This is a genomic window from Microbacterium sp. A93, from assembly GCF_051842835.1.
This window is the reverse complement of record NZ_JBPXMT010000018.1, coordinates 87,692-110,931: the sequence shown is the minus strand read 5'-3', so window position 1 is coordinate 110,931 and position 23,240 is coordinate 87,692. Positions and strand designations below refer to the sequence as shown.

Below are 23,240 nucleotides of genomic sequence, written 5' to 3'. Positions count from 1 at the left end.
ATGACGTGCCTGACAGTTCATGTCTCAGTGGGATCTGACACTTCGTAGCGTGCGAGGAAGCCGCGGGGTTTGCCGTTGGGGATGTAGGTTCCCGCGGGTGGGCGGTCATGGCTGCTCAGGAGCGTGCCTTGGTGATCGAAGATGATGATTCGCTTTGGCTCGAGGAGGATGTTGAAGGTGTGACCGGCGTGGGGTTTGCCGATCATGATCTTGATCCGTGCGACGCGGACTGTTCCGTTCGCGGATGCGGTGCGAACGACGTGTCGGGGCGGGACAGGAATGGGGTGGGGGGATTCCGGCTTGGTCGGGGTCGGGCTCTTCGATGTCGCGGTGTAGCAGGCGTGGGGCGTCATCATCTGTAGTGATTGATGGGGCCGATGCTCGTTGTAGAGCAGATCGAATTGATCGAGTTGAGTTTGCAGATCATCAAGATCCCGAGCAGGCGCTCGGGCACGGAGCCATCGTTTGAGCGTCGAGTGACCGCGTTCGTTCTTGCCCTGGGTTTGCGGGTGAGCGACGCTGGAGGCGATGGCGTGAACACCGAGCGCGGTCACCATCGCGGTGAGTTCACCGATCCAGCCGCGACGGATCGGGTTCAGCGCCGCTCCGTTATCTGAGAGCAACCGTTGCGGCACCCCATGGCGCTCTATGCCTGTGGTGACCACGCGGACCGCGTCTCGCGCGTTCTCGGACCGGGCGGCAAGAGACGCGATCTGCAGGCGGGAGTGGTCATCGTTGAGTTGAAAGATCGCGACGACCCGGCCGTCCGCGAGCGTCCAGTCCGTTGCATCGATCTGCCAACACTCGTTCGGGGCCGCATACCGGAAGCGGACGTATGAGGTCCGGGGGCGTTTCTTCGGCTGGGCGGTGACGAGCCCGTTGCGGGTGAAGATCCGTGCCAGAGTCGCACGTGACGGGGAAGCGATCCCGAGCCGGTTCAGCTCGAATCCAACCGAGATGGGGCCATGATCCCATCCCTCCGCTTCCAACCGGGCCCGAGCCTCGATCGCAAGTGCTTCGATCGCCTCAGACGTTTTCCGCGGTGAGGTTCGTGGTCTGCTCGAGCGGGGCATCAACGCCTGCGGGAGGGCATCCTCCTGGATGCGTCTTCGTGTCGCGTAGAACCATTCCCGGGAGACCGTGTTCTCCGCGCAGAAACGACTCACCGCCCCGCGCGGCGCGTCCTCGGGCCAGGAAGCGATGATCAGCCGCAGATCAGTGCGGGAAGAGTCATAAGCCATCCCCTGATCGTGCAAGACCCGAGAAGTGTCAGGCAGGTCCCGAGACACAACTGTCAGAAAAACACTGAGACTTCACAGCTCGTCGTGACGCGAAAATCGAGCCACGCGCGCCCACTCGCAACCGGGGATCAGGGTCGGGGGCGACGCAGGCCGCGGTTTATTTTGCGCGCCCAGAGCGGGCCGCGGTAGAGGAATCCGGTGTAACCCTGCACCAGGGTGGCACCACTGTCCAAGCGCTCTCTCACGTCGTCCGCGGTCTCCACTCCCCCGACGGAGATCACACAGAACTCATTCGGCACGGCTGCGCGGACAATACGCAGCACCTCCATGGAACGCTCGCGCAGCGGCGCTCCGGAAAGTCCGCCCGCACCGGCGGCCTCCACGGCCGCAGCATCCGTTGTGAGTCCGTCACGACTGATCGTGGTGTTGTGGGCGATGATTCCGTCCAGGCCCTCCGCGACGGCAAGTCGCGCGATCGCATCGATCTCCTCGTCCGGCAGATCTGGCGCAATCTTCACCAGCAGAGGTGTTGACCCTGCGGCGGCCTGCACAGCACGCAACAGCGGCGCAAGGGTCTCGACCGCTTGCAGGCCGCGAAGGCCAGGGGTGTTCGGCGAGGAGACGTTAACGGCGAGGTAATCTGCCAGCGGAGCGAGCTTCGTTGCGCTCGCGACGTAGTCGGCCGTCGCTCGTTCAACCTCGACGACACGACTCTTGCCGATGTTGACACCGATGACCGTCTTCGGCCGGCGGCGGCGCAGCTTCTCGAGGCGGCGTACCGCGGCATCCGCCCCCTCGTTGTTGAAGCCCATCCGGTTGATGACGGCACGATCCGCCACCAGACGGAACAGACGCGGTTTGGGATTGCCATCCTGTGCGATCGCCGTCAGCGTGCCCACCTCGACGTGGCCGAAACCCAGCGCGGCAAGTCCGCGCACGCCGACAGCGTTCTTGTCGAACCCGGCGGCGACCCCGAACGGCGAGTCGAAAGTGAGCCCCAGAGCACTGACCTGCTGGTCGGCGCTGGGCGCGGCGATCGCGCGTGTGACCCAGGAGAATGGCGGAACGCCGAGCACACGGATCACCACCATGCCGGCATGGTGGGCGAACTCGGGATCGAAGCGCGACAGAACGGCGCGAAAAAGCAGCGGATACATCCCTGCCAGATTACCGGTCGGCGGGCGCTTGCCCTGACTCTGCCCGATCTGCACGCAGATCGCCGATGGCGCTCTCGAAGTCTTCCAGCGAATCGAACGCCTGATAGACGCTGGCGAAACGCAGATATGCGACCTTGTCGAGATCTCGAAGCGGACCAAGGATCGACAGGCCGATCTCGTTGGCTTCCAGCTGTGAGACGCCGGTCTGGCGTACCGCTTCCTCGACGCGCTGGGCCAAGATCGCAAGGTCGGCTTCCGTCACCGGGCGACCCTGACATGCCTTGCGAACGCCAGCGATGACCTTCTCCCGGCTGAACGGTTCCATGACGCCCGAACGCTTGATCACGTTGAGGCTGGCGGTTTCTGTCGTGCTGAAGCGTCCACCGCACTCCGGGCATTGCCGGCGTCGACGAATGGAGAGGCCATCGTCACTCGTACGGGAGTCGATGACACGCGAATCAGGATGGCGACAGAAGGGGCAGTGCATGGTGTTCCAGCCTACTCGCTCAGTTTCTCGATGGTCGAAAAACGCGCCTCGATAGCCTCACCGTGAGCGGGAAGCACCTCAGCATTTGCCAACGCCACGACCCCGGCACGCACCGCAGCCAGCGCGGCGTGATCGTAGGAGATCACCTGCTGCGGGCGAAGGAACGTGTAGGCACCGAGACCGGGCGCGTAGCGCGCCTGACCTCCGGTGGGAAGAACGTGGTTGCTTCCCGCCATGTAGTCGCCGAGGCTCACCGGCGTCTGGTCTCCCACGAACACCGCTCCAGCGCTGGTGAAGGCGGATGCCGCTTCCTCCGCGTCGACAAGGTGCAGTTCGAGGTGTTCCGGGGCATAGGCGTTGCTGAAGGCCGTCGCCATGGTCCGGTCATCCACCAGGACGATCGCCGACTGCGGACCAGCCAGAGACACGGCGACACGTTCGCTGTGTCTGGTCGCCGCCGCGACTTCTGCGACCTCTGTGGCCACACGGTCAGCCAACGCAGCGTCATCGGTGACGAGCACTGCGGATGCCTGCTCGTCGTGCTCGGCTTGACTCACAAGGTCAGCGGCGATCAGTCGCGCGTCAGCAGCGGCATCCGCGACGATCAGAATCTCCGTCGCGCCAGCCTCCGAGTCAGTGCCGACGACGCCGGCGACAGCACGCTTCGCGGATGCGACGTAGTTGTTGCCAGGACCGGAGACGACGTCGACAGGGTCGAGGCCGAGGGCCGGCACTCCCCAGGCGAGCGCGCCGATCGCTCCAGCGCCACCGATGGCGTAGATCTCAGAGACTCCGAGGAGCCCGGCGGCAGCGAGGATCGTCGGGTGGACTCGCCCGTCCGCCTGCGGCGGGGACGCGAGTGCGATGCTGGTCACCCCGGCGACCTGCGCGGGAACAACGTTCATCACCACGCTCGACGAGAGCGGAGCTTTGCCGCCGGGGATGTACACGCCCGCACGACTGACAGGCTGCCAGCGCTGCACGATCCGCGCTCCCGCGCCGATCACAGTGGTCTGGGCGGCAGGTACCTGTGCCGCAGAGCCTTGACGCACTCGGCGGATCGCCTCTTCCAGCGCCTCGCGCACGACGGGATCGACGGATGCGAGAGCCTCGGCAATGTGCTCAGAGGGAACGCGGATGGCGTGGCCGGTGACCCGGTCGAAGCGCTCGGCCTGCTCCCGCAGAGCGTCTTCACCGCGTTCACGGACCTCGTCAACGATCCGTGCCGCGGTCGCCAGCGCCTCCGCACGCGCCTGCGCGGCGCGAGGGACGGCTGCGAGCATGTCTGCCGGCGAGAGCTGCTGCCCCCGTAGATCAATCGTGCGCACTTCAGCCTTTCGTGATGTCTTCGATGTCGTGCAGGTAGCCGACGCGCCCGTCATCGTGGCGAACCACATAGGCACCGCCGCGGTCTTCGATCACCAGAGCCCATGCGTCAGGACCGATCCGGAACAGCGGCTCGCCACGTGCGTCGAACACATCGCGCACGTTGGGCACGAGCGCCCAGAACGGCTGCGCAGCGGCGACGTACGGGGCTTCGGGTTCAGGATCAGCATTCGCTTCCGGCTCAGGCTCGGGGTCGGGCTCGAGGTGCTGCTCGGCATCCGATTCTGCGTCATCTTGACCGTGTGAGGAGCGGGCATAGCCGGGAACGTAATCGTTCTCGTCAGCGTCAGTCAGTGTTCCAAGCTCGCCGCCCGACGCATGCGAGGTCAACGGCACGCTGCTCGCTAGGCCGAGGTGGTCGAGCCCATCGGCCGTGTCCTGCCCGGAAAGCTCCGTGTCGAGAACCAACTCATCTTCGACCGCGGGCTCGGATGCGACGGAAGGCTCGAATTCGACGGAAGGCTCGAATTCGACTGACGGCTCGGATGCGACGGAAGGCTCGGATGCAACGGAAGGCTCGGATGCAACGGAAGGCTCGGATGCGACTGACGACTCAGACTCCCCTGCGTGCGCCTCGACCGGGGCCGGATGCTGCGGACGCGGTCGAGCGATCACCGGGCGTACCGGGTTAGCGTTGCGATGCGCGAGAGTGACCAAGCGGCCGCGGAAATCCTCACGCAACCCGGGAATGAGCGGTGCGAACACTGTGAGCACAACCAGCGCGAGCATTGCGACGGACTGCACAATCGTCACCCAGCTCAACGTGAAGTAGCCCCGCCCCGCACCCGCCGCGAAGATCTCCCAGTTCGCGCTCGCCCATTGGATCGCAGAGACAGAGAACGCGACTGATGCGAACTGATCGATGCCCAGTGACCCGACGCGGCGGATTCCCTCAGGAGAGAGCCTGCGCAGTACGACGAGGAACACGGCAACGGTCGGCAGACCGATCGGCAGGATCCAGGAGATTCCCTGCATCCAGATCGTGCTTCCGCTCAGTTGCGGGTACAGCGGGAAGAACGAGGTCACGAAAGCGACCAGCCACACCGCGACCATAAGGAGTTCGCGCAGCGTGAATCCGAGGATTCCGTACTCCGGCGCCACCTCTTCGTCGTAAAGGACACCGTCCTCTTCGGTGAAAGATTCTTCGGTGAAGGGCTCGTCAGGGGAATCTGTACTCATGAAGCGAGATCCTTTCCATTTGGTGCGCACCGTCTGATCCGGCGCGTCCAACGCGTCCCGATATTACCTGGTGGGCCCGTGCGACTCGTCAGCGTGATTTCCGGTGAAGCCTCAGCCGAGGCAGGCGGGGCCCAGCAGCGACTTCAGATCACCGAATAGATCGGCAGTTACTTTCACCGGCATGGGTACGTCGAATATCTTCGCGGTTCTCCCACGATGTACCCGAAGGATGACCTCTGTCTCCCCATTGTGGCGGCGCAGCACCTCGGCCAGATCGTGCATGACACGCTCGGTCGCGCGCTGCTCGGCGAGCACCAGCGAAAGGGGCCCTGCTGTGTCGAAGGACCCGATATCGGGAGTGAATGCCGATTGTCCGTGCAGGTTCAGTCCATCGTCGCGGCGCGAGATACGTCCGCGCACCGCCAGAATGGCATCCTGTTGCAGCGTGTGCTGGTACTCGGTGTAGGTCTTCCCCATGAACATCACGGTGACCTCGCCGTTGAAATCCTCGACGGTGATCATGCCGTAGGGGTTTCCGCTGGCTTTGGCCACTCGGTGCTGCACGCTGGTCACGAGGCCGGCGACGGTGACCTGGTCACCGTCTTGGAGGTCTTCCGATGCGAGCAGATTCTGAATCGAAATTGAGGCGTGCTTTGCGATCGCGACCTCTAGGCCCGCAAGCGGGTGGTCGGAGACATACAGGCCGAGCATTTCGCGCTCGAAAGCGAGTTTGTCCTTCTTCACCCACTCCGGTCGGTCAGGAACCTTCGCTGGAATAGTCTCTTCCACGGCGTCATACAGGCTGTCGAAGTCGAAGCCGATCGCTCCCTGTGCCTCGTTGCGCTTCTGATCAACAGCTGCTTCTGTGGCATCCTCATGGATCTCCATGAGAGCACGGCGGGTGTCTCCCATCGAGTCGAAGGCTCCAGCCTTGATCAACGATTCCACGGTGCGCTTGTTCGAAACGTGCAGCGGCACCTTCTTGAGGAAGTCATGGAAGGAGTCGAAGCTCTCCTTCTTGCGCGCCTGGATGATCCCATCGACGACGTTGCTTCCGACGTTACGAATTGCACCGAGGCCGAAGCGGATGTCTTCCCCGACTGCGGCGAAGAAATTGATCGACTCGCGCACATCTGGCGGCAGCACCTTGATGCCCATGCGGCGGCACTCGTTGAGGTAAATCGCCATCTTGTCTTTGGAATCGCCGACACTCGTCAGCAGTGCTGCCATGTACTCGGCCGGGAAATGCGCCTTGAGGTACGCGGTCCAGTACGAGACGAGTCCGTAGGCGGCCGAGTGCGCCTTGTTGAAGGCGTAGTCAGAGAACGGCAGCAGGATCTCCCACAGCGCCTTGACCGCCGCGTCGCCGAAGCCGCGCTCCTTCATACCGGCCGCGAAGCCCTCGTACTGCTTATCAAGCTCGGACTTCTTCTTCTTGCCCATCGCGCGGCGCAGAATATCTGCCTGGCCGAGGCTGAAGCCTGCGACCTTCTGCGCGATCGCCATAACCTGCTCCTGATAGATGATCAGGCCGTAGCTCGTGTTCAGGATCTCCTTGAGCGGCTCTTCAAGCTCAGGGTGAATCGGGGTGATCGGCTGCAGGTTGTTCTTACGCAGGGCGTAGTTGGTGTGCGAATTCGCACCCATGGGGCCGGGCCGATACAGCGCGATGACAGCCGAGATATCTTCGAAGTTGTCAGGCTTCATCAGCCGCAGCAGCGACCGCATTGGCCCACCATCAAGCTGAAAGACGCCCAGCGTGTCACCGCGTGAGAGCAGATCGTATGCCGGTTGATCGTCGAGCTCGAGGTGCTCGAGGTCGAGGTCTTCACCCTTGTTCGTGCGGATGTTATCGAGTGCATCGGAGATGATCGTGAGGTTGCGGAGCCCGAGGAAGTCCATCTTGATCAAGCCGAGGCTCTCACATGACGGATAGTCGAACTGCGTGACGATCTGTCCGTCCTGCTCGCGGCGCATGATCGGGACGATGTCGATGATCGGCTCGCTCGACATGATCACGCCGGCCGCGTGCACGCCCCACTGACGCTTCAGTCCCTCAAGCCCCAGAGCGCGGTCAAAGACCGTCTTCGCATCAGGATCGATCTCGAGTAGCGCCCGAAACTCGCTGGCTTCCTTATAGCGGGGATGCGCGGAGTCGAACATGCCGGTCAGTGGCATGTCCTTTCCCATCACGGGCTGTGGCATGGCCTTGGTCAGTCGATCGCCCATGCTGAACGGGAAGCCCAGTACGCGACCGGCATCCTTCAGCGCCTGTTTCGACTTGATCGTGCCGTAGGTGACGATCTGCGCCACGCGCTCTGAGCCGTACTTCTGGGTGACGTAGTCGATCACTTCACCGCGGCGCCGGTCATCGAAGTCGACATCGAAGTCAGGCATCGAGACGCGGTCCGGGTTGAGGAACCGCTCGAAGATGAGTCCGTGTTCGATGGGGTCGAGATCGGTGATCTTCATGGCGTAGGCGACCATGGATCCTGCACCGGAACCACGACCAGGACCAACGCGGATGCCGTTGTTCTTTGCCCAGTTGATGAAGTCGGCGACGACGAGGAAGTAGCCGGGGAAACCCATCTGCAGGATGATGCCGGTCTCATACTCGGCTCGCTTGCGCACCTTGTCAGGGATGCCGGCCGGGTACCGGTAATGCAGGCCAGCCTCGACTTCCTTGATCAGCCAGCTGTCCTCGGTTTCGCCTTCTGGCACCGGGAAGCGTGGCATGTAGTTCGCCGAAGTATTGAACTCGACTTCGCAACGCTCCGCGATCAGCAGGGTGTTGTCACATGCTTCGGGGTTATCGCGGAAGAGCTGGCGCATCTCCTGCGCCGTCTTGATGTAGTAGCCGTCACCATCGAACTTGAAGCGGTTCGGGTCGTCGAGCGTCGAGCCGGACTGCACGCAGAGCAGGGCTTCGTGGGCGTCTGCTTCATGCTGATGCGTGTAGTGCGAGTCATTCGTGCCGACCAGCGGGATGCCGAGGTCTTTCGAAATCCGCAGCAGATCGGTAATGACGCGGCGCTCGATGGACAGCCCATGATCCATGATCTCGGCGAAGTAGTTCTCTTTGCCGAAGATGTCCTGGAACTCGGCCGCAGCGGCACGAGCTTCGTCATACTGACCGAGCCGAATGCGTGTCTGGATCTCGCCGGACGGGCATCCGGTCGTGGCGATGAGTCCCTTGCCGTAGGTCTGCAGCAGCTCACGGTCCATGCGCGGCTTGAAGTATTGTCCCTCAAGGCTCGAAAGAGAGCTGAGCCGGAACAGGTTGTGCATGCCCTCGGTGCTCTGGCTCCACATGGTCATGTGGGTGTACGCGCCGGAACCGGAGACGTCGTCGCGCTTCTGATCGGGCGACCCCCAGGCCACTCGGGTCTTGTCGCTGCGGTGGGTGCCGGGTGTGACATAGGCCTCGAGGCCGATGATCGGTTTCACACCGGCATTTTTTGCGGCGTTGTAGAACTCGAAGGCCGCGAAGGTGTTGCCGTGATCGGTGACAGCGATGGCCGGCATGCCGTAATCAGCGGCAGCCTTCGTCATCGAGGCGATCTTGGCGGCGCCATCCAGCATCGAGTATTCGCTGTGCACGTGAAGGTGTACGAAGGAGTCGGATGCCACGTATTCGAGTCTACGTCGGGGCACAGACACCGGGGTTTTGATATGGGGTAGCGCCGAGATCAGGAGGTCGTCCCGAGATCAGGAGATTTCCCCGGAAAGCCTCCTGATCTCGGTAATAGCTCCTGATCTCGAGACCGCCCGATCAGACGCTATAACTCACGATTTCTCAGAACTCGTCGAGTCAGTCGCCGCGCAGAATGTCCAAGGCGTGCACGAAGTCGTCAGGGTAGGGCGATTCGAACTGAACCCACTCCCCTGTGGCCGGGTGAGTGAATGCGAGCTTGTGCGCATGCAACCACTGGCGGGTGAGGCCCAACCTGGCCGCGATCGTCGGGTCTGCACCATAGAGCGGATCGCCGACACATGGATGCCGATGTGCGGCCATGTGCACGCGGATCTGGTGCGTCCGACCCGTCTCCAGATGAATTTCCAGCAGCGACGCCCCTGGGAACGCCTCGAGCGTCTCGTAGTGCGTCACCGAGTCTTTGCCGGACGGCGTGACGGCGAACTTCCACGAATGATTCGGATGCCGTCCGATCGGAGCGTCGATCGTTCCCGCGAGCGGATCAGGATGCCCCTGCACCACCGCGTGGTAGATCTTCTCCACCGTTCGCTCCTTGAACGCACGCTTCAGTGCCGTGTACGCCGATTCAGTCTTCGCGACGACCATAAGGCCGCTCGTGCCGACATCAAGGCGATGAACGATGCCTGCTCGCTCGGCTGCGCCGCTGGTGGCGATGCGGAATCCTGCCCCGGCAAGCGCACCGAGCACTGTCGGGCCCTCCCACCCCACGGAGGGGTGCGCGGCCACACCGGATGGCTTGTCCACCACGACGATGTCGTCATCGTCGTGGATGATCCCGAGCTCAGGGACCACGATCGGCACGATCTTCGGCTCTTCTTTCGGCTGCCATTCCACGCTCAGCCACCCGCCGGCGCGAAGCCGGTCGGATTTTCCGAGCGTGACGCCGTCCAGGCTCACGCCTCCCGCCTCAGCGATCTCGGCGGCGAAGGTCCGGGAGAAGCCGAGCATCTTGGCCAAAGCCGCGTCGACGCGGGAGCCTTCCAGCCCGTCAGGAACGGGCAGAGATCGAGAATCCACGTTCAGGCGCCTTTGTCAGAATCAGCGTCAACAGCGACGTCGGCGTCAACGGCGTCAACATCATCAGCATCAACAGCGACGTCAGCGACGTCAGCGACGTCAGAGTCCAGATCCGAATCCGACTCGGGAGCGACATCGTCCTTCTCACGGGTACCGTCGAAACGGAGCCCGAGCACGACGAGCAACGCGACAGAGATCATGCCGCACACGATGAAGATGTCGGCGACGTTGAAGATCGCCGGCATCATCCACGGCATCGAGATCATGTCGACGACGTGCCCGACACCGAAGCCGGGGTCACGCAGCAGTCGGTCGGTGAGGTTACCCAGGACACCGCCCAGCAGGCAACCGAGCACGATCGCCCACAGTCGGGACTGCAGAGCGAACGCCTTCCAAATGATGACCCCGGCGACAACGGCCAGAGCGATCGAGAAGATCCACGTCACCTCGCTGCCGAGCGAAAACGCTGCACCAGGGTTTCGCACGTAGTACAGCTGAAGGAACTCACCGAAGACCGGTACCACTTCATGAAGTGGGAGGTTCTCGATTGTGAGGTGCTTCACAAACTGATCGGCGGCCAACACCACTGCCGCGAGAATCGCGACGATGATGCCAGCCGCCGACCGACGAATCTGGCGACGTCCTGACAAAGGGACGACCTAGAGACCGATCGCGGAGACCGGCGTGGAATCCGTCGAGTTCGCCTTCTCGTCAAGGTCACGCAGCTGGCCTTCGATGTAGCCACGCAGCTGGCTGCGGTAGTCACGCTCGAAGTTGCGGAGCTCGGTGATACGAGCCTCCAACGTGTTGCGCTCGCGCTCGAGGCGGGCAGACTCTTCGCGCTGCTGGGCCTGCGCCTCAGTGCGGATGCGGTCAACCTCAGTCTGAGCATCAGAGATCAGCTGGTTCTTCTTCGCCTCGCCCTCGGCGACGTGCTCGTCGTGCAAACGCTGAGCGAGCGCGATGATGCCGGCAGTAGCGGTGGTCGAACCGGTCGCGTCGGACGGAGCCGCAGCGACAGGGGCTTCAACTACGGGAGCCTCAGCAACCGGAACCGGAGCAGCGACGATGACCGGGGCAGGAACCTCGTCAACGACGGCAGAATCTTGCTCTGCGGCAGCCACAGCAGCAACAGGCTCGGCAACGGCCGGCGTTTCGCCAGACTCGTACGCCGCGAGCTTCGTCTTCAGCTCAGCGTTCTCTTCGAGAGCCTTACGCCACTCGACGACGATCTCGTCGAGGAAGTCGTCAACCTCGTCGGGGTCAAAGCCGTCCTTGAATCGGACGTGCTGGAACTGCTTGGTGACGACGTCATCCGGGGTCAGTGCCATTTTCTCGGCTCCTCTTTCGATGAGTTCTGTGGCCAGTGGCTGAAGCATGGCTCGGTATTGATTCGGCGCGTACCCGGGGCGCGCACCTGGGTGCAAGCATAGTCCCCGCTCGCCGACGACGCGATGTGAGAGGTCACATCTGCGCGCAGGGGGCGGTGGCTATACGTAGATGAATGCGCGCACAATCGACATCAGAATCAGCACGCCCAGCATGGTGAGAGTGAACCCGAAATCCAACGAGAGCGTGCCGATACGCAACGGCGGAATGAAGCGTCGGAACATTCGGATGGGCGGATCAGTCACGGTGTACACGAGTTCCGCCGCGATGAGGGTGGGACCCTTGGGCCGCCACTCACGATTGAACAGCGGAATGTACTCGAGAATGAGCCGCGCGAACAGCACGAAGATGTAGATCAGCAGGACCAGATGAACGATCGATGCGATCCCTGAAACCAGCGAGGTCACGGCTCAGGACTGATCAAAGCCCGCAGAATCAGGATCTGCGTGCGCAATGCCGCCGTGTCCTGAAACAGCAATGTTCTCCGGCGAGAGCAGGAACACCTTGCTGGTGACGCGCTCGATGCGGCCGTACAGGCCCAGTGAGAGACCACTCGCGAAGTCGATCAGACGACGCGCATCAGCATCACTCATCTGGGACAGGTTGATGATCACCGGGATGCCCTCGCGGAAGCTCTCAGCGATCAGCTGGGCGTCTCGGTACTGCTTGGGGTGCACCGTGAGGATCTCGTTGACTGTGCCTGCCGTGGGCTGACGAACAGCGACCGGGCGACGCAGCGGAGTAACGGGCGCGGGAGCGGGCTCATCCTTGTCGTGATCGCGGTCGCGATCACGTTCGCGATGTGCACGCGCAGGCGTCGGAGCAAGCTCCTCCTCGTAGGCCTCTTCCTCATCGGCGAGGCCCAGGTACACCATGGTCTTCTTCAGCGGGTTTCCCATCGTGTCCTCCGTGTTTGGCATGGGCTGATCTGTTTCGAGGTTAACCCCGGTCAGGCCGGGGTCCAGTGATTGCCGAGCCGATCCGCAGGTGTGTCGCACCCGCAGCGATCGCCTCGACGAAGTCGCCGGTCATGCCGGCAGAGATCCAGGTGGCATTCGGTTCGACTCTTCGGATGCTGTCCGCAATGCCGCGCAGGCGAGCGAATGCGGATGCCGGAGTTTCATCGAGCGGTGCGACACCCATCACTCCACACAGCCGCAGTGACGACAGCGAGAGGATGTGCTCGGCGAAGCGCTCAGCGTCGCCAGGGGCGACGCCACCTCGACCGGCATCCTCGGTGAGGTTGACCTGCACGAGCACGTCGAGCACATCGTCGCCGTCTTCCGCGACGCGGTGCAGCGAGTCGGCCAGTTTGATCCGATCGACAGAGTGCACAGCATCCGCGCTACGGCGGATCGCTGCGGCCTTGTTCGTCTGCGCCTGACCGATGAAATGCCAACGCAAGCCTTCGAGCTCCAGCTCGGCTTCCTTCGCAGAAAGCTCTTGCTGCCGGTTTTCACCGACGTCACGCACACCGAGTGCGTGCAGTTCGCTGACAAGGGATGCGGGATGAAACTTCGTCACCACGATTCGGGTGATTTCAGCGGCATCCCGTCCGGCGATGCGCGCGGCATCCGCGATCTGCGAGTCGATCGCGGACAGCCGCGCGGCAAGGTCAGTCAATTTACTTCAGGAACTCGGGGATGTCGATGTCATCGTCAGCGAACGCCGGCTCCAGGCTGGTCGCGGCGATGCGCGGTGCGGGCTGTGTGGCCCCCTGCTCCGCCGCGGTGTTCTCCTCAGCCGAATCCGACAGCGCGACCTCAGGCAGCGTGGGTGCCGCCGGGCGAGTGACCACCATCGGGTCGATCCGCAGGGAGGGCCCTCCGTTGTCGAAGCCAGCCGCGATGACCGTGACACGGACCTCGTCGCCGAGGGTGTCGTCGATGACCGTACCGAAGATGATGTTCGCCTCGGGGTGAGCCGCTTCCTTGACGAGATCCGCGGCGTCGTGAATCTCGAAGATGCCGAGGTTCGAACCACCCTGGATCGACAACAGCACGCCGTGCGCACCCTCGATCGATGCCTCGAGCAGCGGCGACTCGACCGCAAGCTCGGCGGCCTTGATCGCGCGGTCAGCACCGCGGGCAGAACCGATGCCCATGAGAGCGGATCCGGCACCCTGCATAACCGACTTGACGTCGGCGAAGTCGAGGTTGATCAGACCGGGCGTCGTGATGAGGTCGGTGATGCCCTGCACACCGGCGAGGAGCACCTGGTCTGCGGTGGCGAAGGCCTCGATCATTGAGATGCCGCGGTCGCTGATCTCCAGCAGACGGTCGTTCGGCACGACGATGAGGGTATCGACCTCTTCCTTGAGCTTCGCGACGCCGGCCTCAGCCTGGCTCTGCCGGCGACGGCCTTCAAAGGAGAACGGCTTCGTGACGACACCGATGGTCAGTGCGCCGATCGACTTCGCGATGCGGGCAACGACCGGAGCGCCACCGGTACCGGTACCGCCACCTTCACCCGCGGTGACGAAGACCATGTCAGCGCCGGTGAGGGCTTCCTCGATCTCTTCCGCGTGGTCCTCCGCAGCGCGGCGGCCGACCTCGGGGTCGGCGCCAGCACCAAGACCCCTGGTGAGCTCACGGCCCACGTCGAGCTTGACGTCGGCGTCGCTCATGAGCAGCGCCTGCGCATCAGTGTTGATAGCGATGAACTCGACTCCACGAAGGCCGAGATCGATCATGCGGTTGACGGCGTTGACGCCGCCACCGCCGACGCCGACGACCTTGATGACGGCGAGGTAGTTCTGGTTCTGGCTCATGGCCGGCCTCCGATGTGTCGAGCCTGGAAAGAGTGTGAACTTTAAACCTCAACTAGAGGTGTAAAGTATTTCCCGGTATTGCGTTCTCTTGACTGACGGTAGGCGCAGTATGCGCGTGCACGCGCAGCGACACGGGTGTGTCGCCGGTTTCCCCTTGGAACGGGCTTCAACCGGCGACGGCGACCTCTGGCGAGGAGACATCGAACGTGTGTGCGCCCGGATTTGCCGTCATCACGGATGCCAGAGCCACGGCCTTGTCACGCGATCGCTCTGCACTCCCCCAAACGACGACCACGCCGCTGGACAGTGTCAGCGTCACGTCGTCCTGAGTGCTGGCCTGCACGGAGCTCAGTGTTGTACGCACCTCAGCCGGCAGCGATCTCACTACGAGTCCGACCGATTCGAAGGCGACGGATTTCGTCCCGCCTGTGACGTCGATCACCGGTTGTCCAGCCGGAGGGTCAGGTGTCGTCGACAGCGCGACTCCTGCGGCATCGACGAGAGTGAAGCCGGCGTCCGACTCGATCACACCGATCGGCGTGCGCTCAACGATGCGCAGCGTGAGGTCGTGCGGCGGGTTTGCCTCGAGCGAGTACGTCTCGATCAACGGAAAAGCGATCAGGGCGGCCTTCACCGCGTTGTCGTCCACCAGCGCGATCGGGGTACCGATCTGATCGGCGAGTGCGGCCTCGACTGTGGCCGGATCAAGAGCGGATGCCCCGACCACTGTCACTTTGCGAACAGCGAAGAGTGGGCTGTAAGCGGCGGCTGCGCTGCCTCCGATCAACAGGATGACAGCGCCAAGCGCACCGAGCCAGATCAGGCGACGCCGGCGAGAACGCTGCGTGAAGCGGCGGATCTCCGCCCGCAGCGTCTTGCGACGCGCGCGGGCCGCACGCCAGACATCCCGGGCGGTCAGCCCTTTGAGCGTCTGCGGCTCCGCAGCGGCGATGTCTGCCGATTCCTCTGCGGATGCGGAGCCAGGGTTGTGAAGATCAACGGGATCGCGCGGGTCTACCGACTCCGCCTCAACCTGCGCCTCACGCGTGAAGCGTGCAAAGCGGGAGGGGCGGCCGGGTGCAGGCTGCTCCTCCTGCTCTGGCGAGGTCGGAAGCGGTGCCGGACGACGCATCGATCAGGCCTCGGTCGTCTTTCGCAGCGACTCGAGCACCTGCGGAATCATCAGGTAGACATTGCCGCAGCCGAGCGTGATGACGTAGTCGCCTTCCCTCGCCACGGTGGCCGTGTAGTCGGCTGCTTCCTGCCAGTCAGCCACGTAGTGCACGTGTTCCTGATCAGCAAAGGCGCCGCTGACCAGCTCGCCGGTGACGCCGGGAACGGGATCTTCGCGGGCACCGTACACATCGAGCATGACGGTGTGGTCGGCGTAGGTTTCTAACACCTCGGCGAACTCGCGGTACATGTGCTGCGTGCGCGAGTAGGTGTGCGGCTGCTGTATTGCGATGAGGCGACCTTCGCCGACGACGCTGCGCGCTGCTTCGAGAGCGACCTTCACCTCGGTCGGGTGGTGCGCATAGTCGTCGAAGACGCTCACACCGCGCTCGACGCCGTGCAGCTCGAAGCGCCGCACCGTTCCGGCGAAGCCTTCCACGGCGCGCACGGCATCGCTCAGTGCGTACCCCAACGTCAGGAGCACCGCGACGGCGCCCGCGGCATTGATCGCATTGTGCTCGCCAGGCATAGCGAGCTGCATACGCGCGCTCTGTCCGTCATGAGTGACGGTGGCGGCCACGGGACCAGCAGTCGAGACGTCGCTGAGGCGCACATCCGCGTGCTCTGCCAGGCCGAACGTGATGACGTTCTGGTGCGTGAGGCCGGCAGTCACCCGCAGTGCACCCGCATCATCACTGGAGATCACGACAGCCTCGCTCGCCGCGTCGGCGAAGCGGATGAACGCGTCATGGAACGCCTCATCCGAGCCATAGTGGTCGAGGTGATCAGGATCGACATTCGTGATGAGGGCGATCGCGGTGTCGTACAGCAGAAAGGTGCCGTCCGACTCGTCTGCCTCAACGACGAAGAGATCATCGGTGCCGGACGCGCTCGACGCATCGAGCTGCTCGATCACACCACCGTTGACGAAACTCGGGTCTGCCCCGAGCGATTGCAGAGCCGTGACGAGCATGCCGGTGGACGTCGTCTTGCCGTGCGCGCCGGCGATCGAGACCAGCCGTCGCCCGCCGATGAGCCAGTGCAGTGCTTGGGAGCGGTGAATGACGTGCAGACCGCGTTCCTTCGCCGTGACGTACTCGGGGTTCTCCGGCCAGATCGCGCCGGTGTGCACGACGGTGTCTGCGTCTCCGAGGTGGGCGGCATCGTGACCGACGTGAACGGTCGCCCCCGCTTCGGCAAGAGCGCGCAGGCTGTCGCTATCTGCACGGTCTGATCCGGAGACGCGAATGCCAGCATCGAGGAACATCTTCGCGAGTCCGCTCATGCCCGATCCACCGATACCGATGAAGTGGGCAGCAGTGATGGACTCGGGAATCGGAAGAGTGAGGTCAGGTCTGATCATGTCCCGTCCATCCTAATTCGCTGCCCTGACAGCGGCCCCTGGGCACGCCGCCCGGCTCAGGCGCCGAGTGCCCGATCGATCAGCGCGATGACGTTCTCGGTGCCGGTGCGGATGCCCACGTTCTCGGCTGCCGCGGCCATACGCTCGATCCGTTCACGATCGCCGAGAAGAGGCACGACGGTATCGCGCACCGTGTCTCCGGAGAATCCGGCATCGTCAAGCAGGATCGCTGCGCCCGCATCGACGGAGGATGCGGCGTTGAGCCGCTGTTCTCCGTTTCCGACCGCGTACGGCACATACACGGCGGGGATGCCGATGGCGCTGATCTCGCTGACCGTCGCCGAGCCCGCACGAGAGACGATCAGGTCGGCAAGGGCGAAGGCGAGGTCCATTCGGTCGACATAGCGACGCATGACGTAGCCGGGAGCCTCGGGGTCGACGAGGTCGCTGCGCTCCCCCGTCACGTGCAGCAGCTGCCAGCCCGCGGCACGCACATCGCGCCATGAGTCGGCGAGGGCCTCGTTGAGCCGCAGCGCTCCCAGCGAACCGCCGAAGACCAGCAGGACGGGCTGCGCCTCATCCAGGCCGAAGTACTCGGCAGCCTCTGCCCGGACAGCTGCTCGGTCCAAGTCGACAACCTCGCGCCGCAACGGCATGCCGACGACTTCGCTGCCCTTGAGTGGCGTGCCGTCGAACGCGACGCCGATGCCCGCTGCTCGGCGCGCACCGAGCACGTTCGCCAGTCCGGGCTTCGCGTTGGCCTCGTGCACGATGAACGGCACCCTCTCGCGACGGGCCGCAATATATGCCGGCGCCGAGGCATAGCCGCCGAACCCGACCACCACGTCGATGTGATGCTCACGGATGTGCGCGCGCACCTGGGCGATCGCCTTCCGGAATCGTCCGGGGAAGCCCACGGCCTGCTTATTCGGTCGGCGCGGGAACGGCACCTTGTCCACGATCAGCAGTTCGTATCCGCGCTCAGGAACGAGACGGGCTTCCAGGCCCTCTTTCGTTCCGAGCACAAGGACGTCGGTTTCCGGGTCGCGTTCGCGCAGCCCATCGGCGACGGCAAGCAGAGGATTGACGTGGCCGGCGGTGCCACCGCCGGCGAGGAGGTACGAGGTCACTTGGTGACCTTACCTCGCTCAGTTGCAGGAATCGTGCGAGCGAATGCCAGCAGCACGCCGCAGGCGAGCAGCACGGCAAGAAGCGCGGTACCACCCTGCGACATGAACGGCAGTGGCACGCCCATCACGGGGAAAATGCCGATCACGACGCCGACATTGATCAGGGCCTGCCCGATGATCCACACCGCGATTCCGCCGGAGGCGACGCGAATGAACGGGTCCTGCGTTTTACGCATGATGTGGAACGCACCGACCGCGAAGAAGGTGAACAGGCCGAGCACGACGATGCAGCCGATGAGCCCGAGCTCCTCGCCGACAATTGCGAAGATGAAGTCGTTGGCAGCGGCAGGCAGCCACCCGTACTTCTCTTGTGAGTTGCCAAGACCAAGGCCGAAGAACCCGCCGTTCGCCATGCCCCAGACTGCATGCACAGACTGGTAGCAATTCGACCGGTACGTCTCGATATCGACCGCGGGGTCGATATTCGCGCAGAGAGCAGTGATTCGCCGCATCCGGTCGGCGCTGGAGAGTGCATAGAACAAGATGCCGCCGGCTCCGGCGAGCAACGGGAGGATGAACAACCGCAGCTTGACACCGGAGAAGAACAGGCAGCCCAGCGTGATCAGCACGAGGACCATGGAGGTACCCAGGTCGTTCCCGGCCATGACGGTGGCAAGCACCATCACCGCCATCGGCACGACCGGGATGAACACGTGCTTCCACGTTCCCAGCAGTGCGCGCTTGCGCAGGAGCACGTAAGCGATCCAAAGCGCCAGGGCGAGTTTGAGGAACTCCGAGGGCTGCATCGTGAACCCGGCGATGCGGATCCAATTGCGGTTTCCGGCATCCTCAATGCCGAGAGGTGTGAACACGAGCAGCTGCAACACCGTCGCCGCGATGATCGCGGGCCACGCCATGTTCTTCAGCAGGCTGATCGGAAGCCGGCTCACCAGGAACATCATCGGGATGCCGACAGCGGCGAACATCGTCTGCTTCAGAGCGGTGTCCATGACACCGTTCTCCTTCGCACTCGTCGCCGAGATCACCATGACAATCCCGAAAACCGTCAGCAGCAAAGCCGTGGATGCGATGAGCAGGAACTCGTTCGACGGTGGCGTGAAGATGCGCCCCAACGAGACGCGTGCGGCGAGTCCTCGAGATTCAGTGCGCGGAGGGCGGGATGCCTGCGTCATCGGCGCTCCCTCTGTCGATCCATCTGCGTACCGCGTCGGCGAAGCGGTGGCCGCGATCCGCGTAGCTGGTGAACTGGTCGAAGGACGCCGCGGCGGGGGCCAGCAGAACTGTTCCCCCGTCAGTGGCGATCCCCGCGGCAAGTTCCACCACGCGAGTCATGACATCTTCAGTCTCACCAGTGACGACCTCGATCACCGGGACTGCGGGCGCGTGTCGCTCGAATGCCGCGACCAACTCGGCGCGTTCGACACCGATGATGAGCGCGGCGCTCGCAGTGCGCCCGGCATCCGCCACCAGGTCCGAGAGGTCGACGCCCTTCAGATCTCCGCCCAAAACCCAGACGGCGCCGGGGTAAGCCCGCAGCGACGAGGCGGCAGCATGCGGGTTGGTCGCCTTGGAATCGTCGACCCAGGTGACGCCCTGGTGGCGGGCGATGACCTGGATGCGATGCGCATCAAGCCGGAACGTCTCAAGGGCACGTCGGATGGCCTCAGGCGGTGTGCCGAGTGCGCGTGCAAGCGCGCTGGCAGCGAGAATATTCTGCACCATGTGTGGGGCCGCAAGCCCGGCACGATCGAGCTCGGCGAGTGTGGTCAGCTCGAGTGCACTGTTCCTACGGTCATCGAGGAAGGCTCGGTCCACGAGGATACCGTCGACCACGCCGAAATCGCTCGGGCCTGGCACGCCAAGGTCGAAACCGATCGCCCGCGCGCCTTCCGCAACCTCGGCGTCTTCAACCATCTGGCGCGTGGCCACATCCGCCTTGTTGTATACGCAGGCGACGCGGGTGTTGCGGTAGACGAACGACTTCGCATCGCGATAGGCCGCGGTGCTGCCGTGCCAGACGAGGTGATCGTCGGCGAGGTTCAGGCACGTCGCCGAGTGCGGCACGAGCTCGCCCGCACTACTGCTCTGCCCGATGTACCAGAGTTGGTGGCTGGAGAGTTCGACCACGAAGACGTCGAAACCGGCCGGGTCGCGCACGGCATCCAGCACCGGGACACCGATGTTGCCGCACGGCGCGGCGCGTAGCCCGCCCTCCGCGAGCAGCGTCGCGGTCAGCTGAGTGGTCGTCGTTTTACCGTTGGTTCCGGTGATGAGCACCCAATCGGCAGGGGTGCCGTCTGCGCGCACGACCTTGTCGCGCACGCGCCAGGCGAGCTCCACATCGCCCCACAGCGCGATCCCGGCATCTTGCGCCCATTGGATCAGCGGATGCGACGGCGAGAAGCCCGGTGAGGCCACGACGACCTCCGGGTCAAAGTCACGAACCCTCTGCGGCACCACGTCGAGCGGACCGATTTCGAGGTGTGCGCCGATGACCGGAACGAGCCGCTCGTACTCCTCAGACGCTGATTCCGACAGCACGAGGACATCAGCACCGAGCTCAGTGAGAGTGTCAGCCGCAGAGAATCCGGTCACCGAAAGCCCGAGGACAGCGACGCGCAGCCCCTTCCAATCGGCGTGCCAGCTGGTCAGAGCATCCAGACGTACGTCACTCATACCAGCGTGAGCCATTCGACGTAGAAGATGCCCACAGCCGAGATAGCAAGCAAGCCCGAGATGATCCACAGCCGGACGACAATCGTCACCTCAGGCCAGCCGCGCATCTCCAGATGGTGATGGAACGGGCTCATCAAGAAGAGTCGTTTGCCGCGGGTGAGCTTGAAGTAGGTGCGCTGCAGGATCACCGAGCCGGACGAGAGCACGAAGACACCGGCGATCACGAAGAGCAGCAGCTCGGTGCGGGTGAGGATCGCCATCGCGGTGATCACGCCGCCGATGGCCATCGAGCCGACGTCACCCATGAAGACCTTCGCCTTGGGCGCATTCCACCAGAGGAACCCGATGAGTCCTGCGGCGAACGATGCCCCAACAATCGCGAGGCTGAAGGGGTCTCGCACTTGATAGCAGGCAGCCAGCGCTTCGTCTTCGGCGCCGGTGCCCGCGCCCGCGCCCGTGCAGGACTGCTTGAACTGCCAGAACGCGATCAGGCTGTATGCACTGACGACGAACACCCCCGCGCCGGCGGCAAGACCGTCGAGGCCGTCGGTGAGGTTGACGCTGTTGGATGTCGCGATGCCGATCACAGCGATCCAGATCAGGTAGACGACCCAGCCGATGATCACGCCAAAGGCGAAGAGGTCCAGCCACGGTATGTCACGGAACAACGACACATGGCCGCTCGCAGGGGTCTGCCCCCATTGGTTCTTGAAGTTCAAAGCGACGATACCGAACGGGATCATCACGATCAGCTGGCCGATGACCTTGCGCCAACCGGAAAGTCCGAGGCTGCGCTGCGACTTCACCTTCATGTAGTCGTCGATGAAGCCCACCGCTCCGAACCCGAGCATGAGCCAGAGCACGAGGATCGCGGAGAGCGCCGGTGTGCTTCCCCCGGCATAGACGCCGACGAAGTAGCCGACGATCGTGCCGACGATGAAGATGAGGCCGCCCATCGTGGGCGTGCCGCGCTTTGCCTCATGGCTCGGGTTCGCGATGTCTTCCGGGGTACGGATGACCTGCCCCCAGCCCCAGCGGCGGAACAGCCGCAGGAAGACCGGAGTGAGGAAGAGGGTGAAGGCGAGCGATATCGCCGCCGCCATCAGGAGTGATCTCACGAGAACAATTCTCCCAGACGATCGCCGAGATGCCGAAGGCCCACGGAATTGGATGATTTGACGAGCACGCGATCACCGTCGCGCAACTCAGTGCGCAGGTACTCGAATGCTGCGTCCTGGTCTGCGAGGTGCACGGCCTCACTGTCCCACGAGCCTTCGCCGACCGCCGAGAGGTAGAGGCGACGCGCCTCTGGCCCCACTACGACGATGCGGCGAATGTTCAAGCGCACAGCGAGCAGCCCGATCCGGTCGTGCTCCTCCCCTGCGCTCTCGCCCAGCTCACTCATCGCGCCGAGAACAGCGACGGTGCGCTCATCCGGTCCGGTGATCTGTGCCAGGGTGCGGAGAGCTGCCGCCATGGAGTCGGGGCTGGCGTTGTACGCGTCATTGATGATGCGCACCCGTTCGTTTCCCATCGGCTGCATGCGCCAGCGCTCGGCGATCTCGACGGTCTCGAGTCGTGCGATGGAATCGGCAAGTGAGACGCCGAGAACGCCGGCGGCTGCAATCGCAGCCAGCGCGTTGCCTACGTGGTGCGCGCCGAGAACCTTCAGGTGTAGCGGAAGTTCAACTCCGGCGACGCTGATCACCGTTCGCGTGCCGTCTGCGGCAACCTGCACATCACTCGCGCGCACGTCCGCCGTGTCATTCTGGCCGAAGCCGACGACGCTCAGCCCGTGATCGACGGCTTTTTCGCGCATGGCGGCCACACGAGGGTCGTCGATATTCAGCACTGCCGTACCGGCGGGGCGGGATGCAGTGATCAGCTCTGCCTTGGCGGTTGCGGTCGCCTCGATGCCTCCGAAACCACCGGCATGTGCCATACCAACCATCAGGACCACCGCAACATCGGGCTCAACGAGCCCTGCGAGGTGGGCGATGCTGCCGGGGCCAGCCGCACCGAACTCACTGACCAGATAGCGAGTGTTCTCGGTAACGCGGAGCATGGTGACTGGCGCACCGACCTCGTTGTTGTACGAATCGATCGGTGCCACCGTCTCGCCGACGCCTTCGAGGATGCGCGCAAGGAAGTTCTTCGTCGTCGTCTTACCGTTGGACCCGGTGATCCCGACGATCTTCAGCTGTCCCCCCTCACGCACGCGCGCGACAACGGCTCGAGCGAGATCAGCCAGCGCTGCCACGACATCTGCAACGACCACCTGCGACACCGGGACATCCACGGTGTGCTCGACCAGTGCAAGCACAGCCCCATTATCGACGGCAGCACCGACGAAACGGTGCCCATCAGTCTCGGCGCCTGGCTTGGCGATGAAGATGCCGCCGGGCGCCATCTTCCTGGAATCGGTATCGACGACGCCGTTGACCACGGTTTCCGCGGTATCGGCGTCGACGACACGCAGCTCGCCGCCGGTGATGGCAGCAATCTCTGCAAACGACAGGGCGATCATGACATCTCC

At 63.7% G+C, this 23,240-nt stretch carries 20 protein-coding genes; all 20 read right to left on the bottom strand.

What is annotated here, in order from left to right:
• Positions 1 to 17: 17 nt before the first annotated feature.
• Entirely contained in the window at positions 18 to 1,241 is a 1,224-nt protein-coding gene (locus ACSU1G_RS32875; protein WP_439285581.1) for an integrase core domain-containing protein, read from the bottom strand.
• Positions 1,242 to 1,369: 128 nt separating this feature from the next.
• Positions 1,370 to 2,398 (bottom strand): quinone-dependent dihydroorotate dehydrogenase, encoded by a 1,029-nt coding sequence (locus ACSU1G_RS32870; protein ID WP_439285579.1) that lies wholly within the window; start codon positions 2,396 to 2,398, stop codon positions 1,370 to 1,372.
• Between the two features lie 10 nt (positions 2,399 to 2,408).
• Positions 2,409 to 2,885: a transcriptional regulator NrdR gene (gene nrdR, locus ACSU1G_RS32865; protein ID WP_439285577.1), complete on the bottom strand. Its 477-nt coding sequence runs from the start codon at positions 2,883 to 2,885 to the stop codon at positions 2,409 to 2,411.
• An 11-nt stretch (positions 2,886 to 2,896) separates the two neighbouring features.
• A complete protein-coding gene (hisD, locus tag ACSU1G_RS32860) occupies positions 2,897 to 4,213 on the bottom strand; it encodes a histidinol dehydrogenase (protein ID WP_439285576.1) in 1,317 nt (438 codons plus the stop codon).
• Between the two features lies 1 nt (position 4,214).
• Positions 4,215 to 5,450, bottom strand: a complete 1,236-nt coding sequence (locus ACSU1G_RS32855) for a hypothetical protein (RefSeq protein WP_439285574.1) — start codon at positions 5,448 to 5,450, stop codon at positions 4,215 to 4,217.
• Between the two features lie 111 nt (positions 5,451 to 5,561).
• Complete coding sequence (gene dnaE, locus ACSU1G_RS32850; protein WP_439285572.1) at positions 5,562 to 9,080, bottom strand: DNA polymerase III subunit alpha; 3,519 nt, start codon at positions 9,078 to 9,080, stop codon at positions 5,562 to 5,564.
• Positions 9,081 to 9,261: 181 nt separating this feature from the next.
• Positions 9,262 to 10,182 (bottom strand): RluA family pseudouridine synthase, encoded by a 921-nt coding sequence (locus ACSU1G_RS32845; RefSeq protein WP_439285571.1) that lies wholly within the window; start codon positions 10,180 to 10,182, stop codon positions 9,262 to 9,264.
• Between the two features lie 2 nt (positions 10,183 to 10,184).
• Positions 10,185 to 10,832 carry a signal peptidase II gene (gene lspA, locus ACSU1G_RS32840; RefSeq protein WP_439285569.1) on the bottom strand — a complete coding sequence of 216 codons (648 nt, stop codon included), beginning with the start codon at positions 10,830 to 10,832 and terminating at the stop codon, positions 10,185 to 10,187.
• A 9-nt stretch (positions 10,833 to 10,841) separates the two neighbouring features.
• Positions 10,842 to 11,513 (bottom strand): DivIVA domain-containing protein, encoded by a 672-nt coding sequence (locus ACSU1G_RS32835; protein WP_439285568.1) that lies wholly within the window; start codon positions 11,511 to 11,513, stop codon positions 10,842 to 10,844.
• 159 nt (positions 11,514 to 11,672) lie between these two features.
• Positions 11,673 to 11,978, bottom strand: a complete 306-nt coding sequence (locus ACSU1G_RS32830; RefSeq protein WP_439285567.1) for a YggT family protein — start codon at positions 11,976 to 11,978, stop codon at positions 11,673 to 11,675.
• A gap of 3 nt (positions 11,979 to 11,981) precedes the next feature.
• Positions 11,982 to 12,470, bottom strand: a complete 489-nt coding sequence (locus tag ACSU1G_RS32825) for a cell division protein SepF (protein WP_439285653.1) — start codon at positions 12,468 to 12,470, stop codon at positions 11,982 to 11,984.
• 40 nt (positions 12,471 to 12,510) lie between these two features.
• Positions 12,511 to 13,194, bottom strand: coding sequence for a YggS family pyridoxal phosphate-dependent enzyme (locus ACSU1G_RS32820; protein ID WP_439285565.1), 684 nt, complete (start codon positions 13,192 to 13,194; stop codon positions 12,511 to 12,513).
• A 1-nt stretch (position 13,195) separates the two neighbouring features.
• Positions 13,196 to 14,341: a cell division protein FtsZ gene (gene ftsZ, locus ACSU1G_RS32815; protein ID WP_439285564.1), complete on the bottom strand. Its 1,146-nt coding sequence runs from the start codon at positions 14,339 to 14,341 to the stop codon at positions 13,196 to 13,198.
• Positions 14,342 to 14,507: 166 nt separating this feature from the next.
• Positions 14,508 to 15,473 carry an FtsQ-type POTRA domain-containing protein gene (locus ACSU1G_RS32810; protein ID WP_439285562.1) on the bottom strand — a complete coding sequence of 322 codons (966 nt, stop codon included), beginning with the start codon at positions 15,471 to 15,473 and terminating at the stop codon, positions 14,508 to 14,510.
• Between the two features lie 3 nt (positions 15,474 to 15,476).
• Positions 15,477 to 16,877, bottom strand: a complete 1,401-nt coding sequence (murC, locus tag ACSU1G_RS32805) for a UDP-N-acetylmuramate--L-alanine ligase (RefSeq protein ID WP_439285560.1) — start codon at positions 16,875 to 16,877, stop codon at positions 15,477 to 15,479.
• Positions 16,878 to 16,933: 56 nt separating this feature from the next.
• Positions 16,934 to 18,007 carry a UDP-N-acetylglucosamine--N-acetylmuramyl-(pentapeptide) pyrophosphoryl-undecaprenol N-acetylglucosamine transferase gene (locus tag ACSU1G_RS32800; RefSeq protein ID WP_439285558.1) on the bottom strand — a complete coding sequence of 358 codons (1,074 nt, stop codon included), beginning with the start codon at positions 18,005 to 18,007 and terminating at the stop codon, positions 16,934 to 16,936.
• Positions 18,004 to 19,200, bottom strand: a complete 1,197-nt coding sequence (locus tag ACSU1G_RS32795) for a peptidoglycan glycosyltransferase FtsW (RefSeq protein WP_439285556.1) — start codon at positions 19,198 to 19,200, stop codon at positions 18,004 to 18,006. Before ACSU1G_RS32795 ends, ACSU1G_RS32800 begins: the two co-directional genes overlap by 4 nt.
• Complete coding sequence (murD, locus tag ACSU1G_RS32790; protein ID WP_439285554.1) at positions 19,169 to 20,704, bottom strand: UDP-N-acetylmuramoyl-L-alanine--D-glutamate ligase; 1,536 nt, start codon at positions 20,702 to 20,704, stop codon at positions 19,169 to 19,171. The genes ACSU1G_RS32795 and murD overlap by 32 nt, the downstream gene beginning before the upstream one ends.
• A complete protein-coding gene (gene mraY / locus ACSU1G_RS32785) occupies positions 20,701 to 21,822 on the bottom strand; it encodes a phospho-N-acetylmuramoyl-pentapeptide-transferase (RefSeq protein WP_439285552.1) in 1,122 nt (373 codons plus the stop codon). Before mraY ends, murD begins: the two co-directional genes overlap by 4 nt.
• Positions 21,819 to 23,231 (bottom strand): UDP-N-acetylmuramoyl-tripeptide--D-alanyl-D-alanine ligase, encoded by a 1,413-nt coding sequence (locus tag ACSU1G_RS32780; RefSeq protein WP_439285551.1) that lies wholly within the window; start codon positions 23,229 to 23,231, stop codon positions 21,819 to 21,821. Before ACSU1G_RS32780 ends, mraY begins: the two co-directional genes overlap by 4 nt.
• Between the last annotated feature and the right edge of the window lie 9 nt (positions 23,232 to 23,240).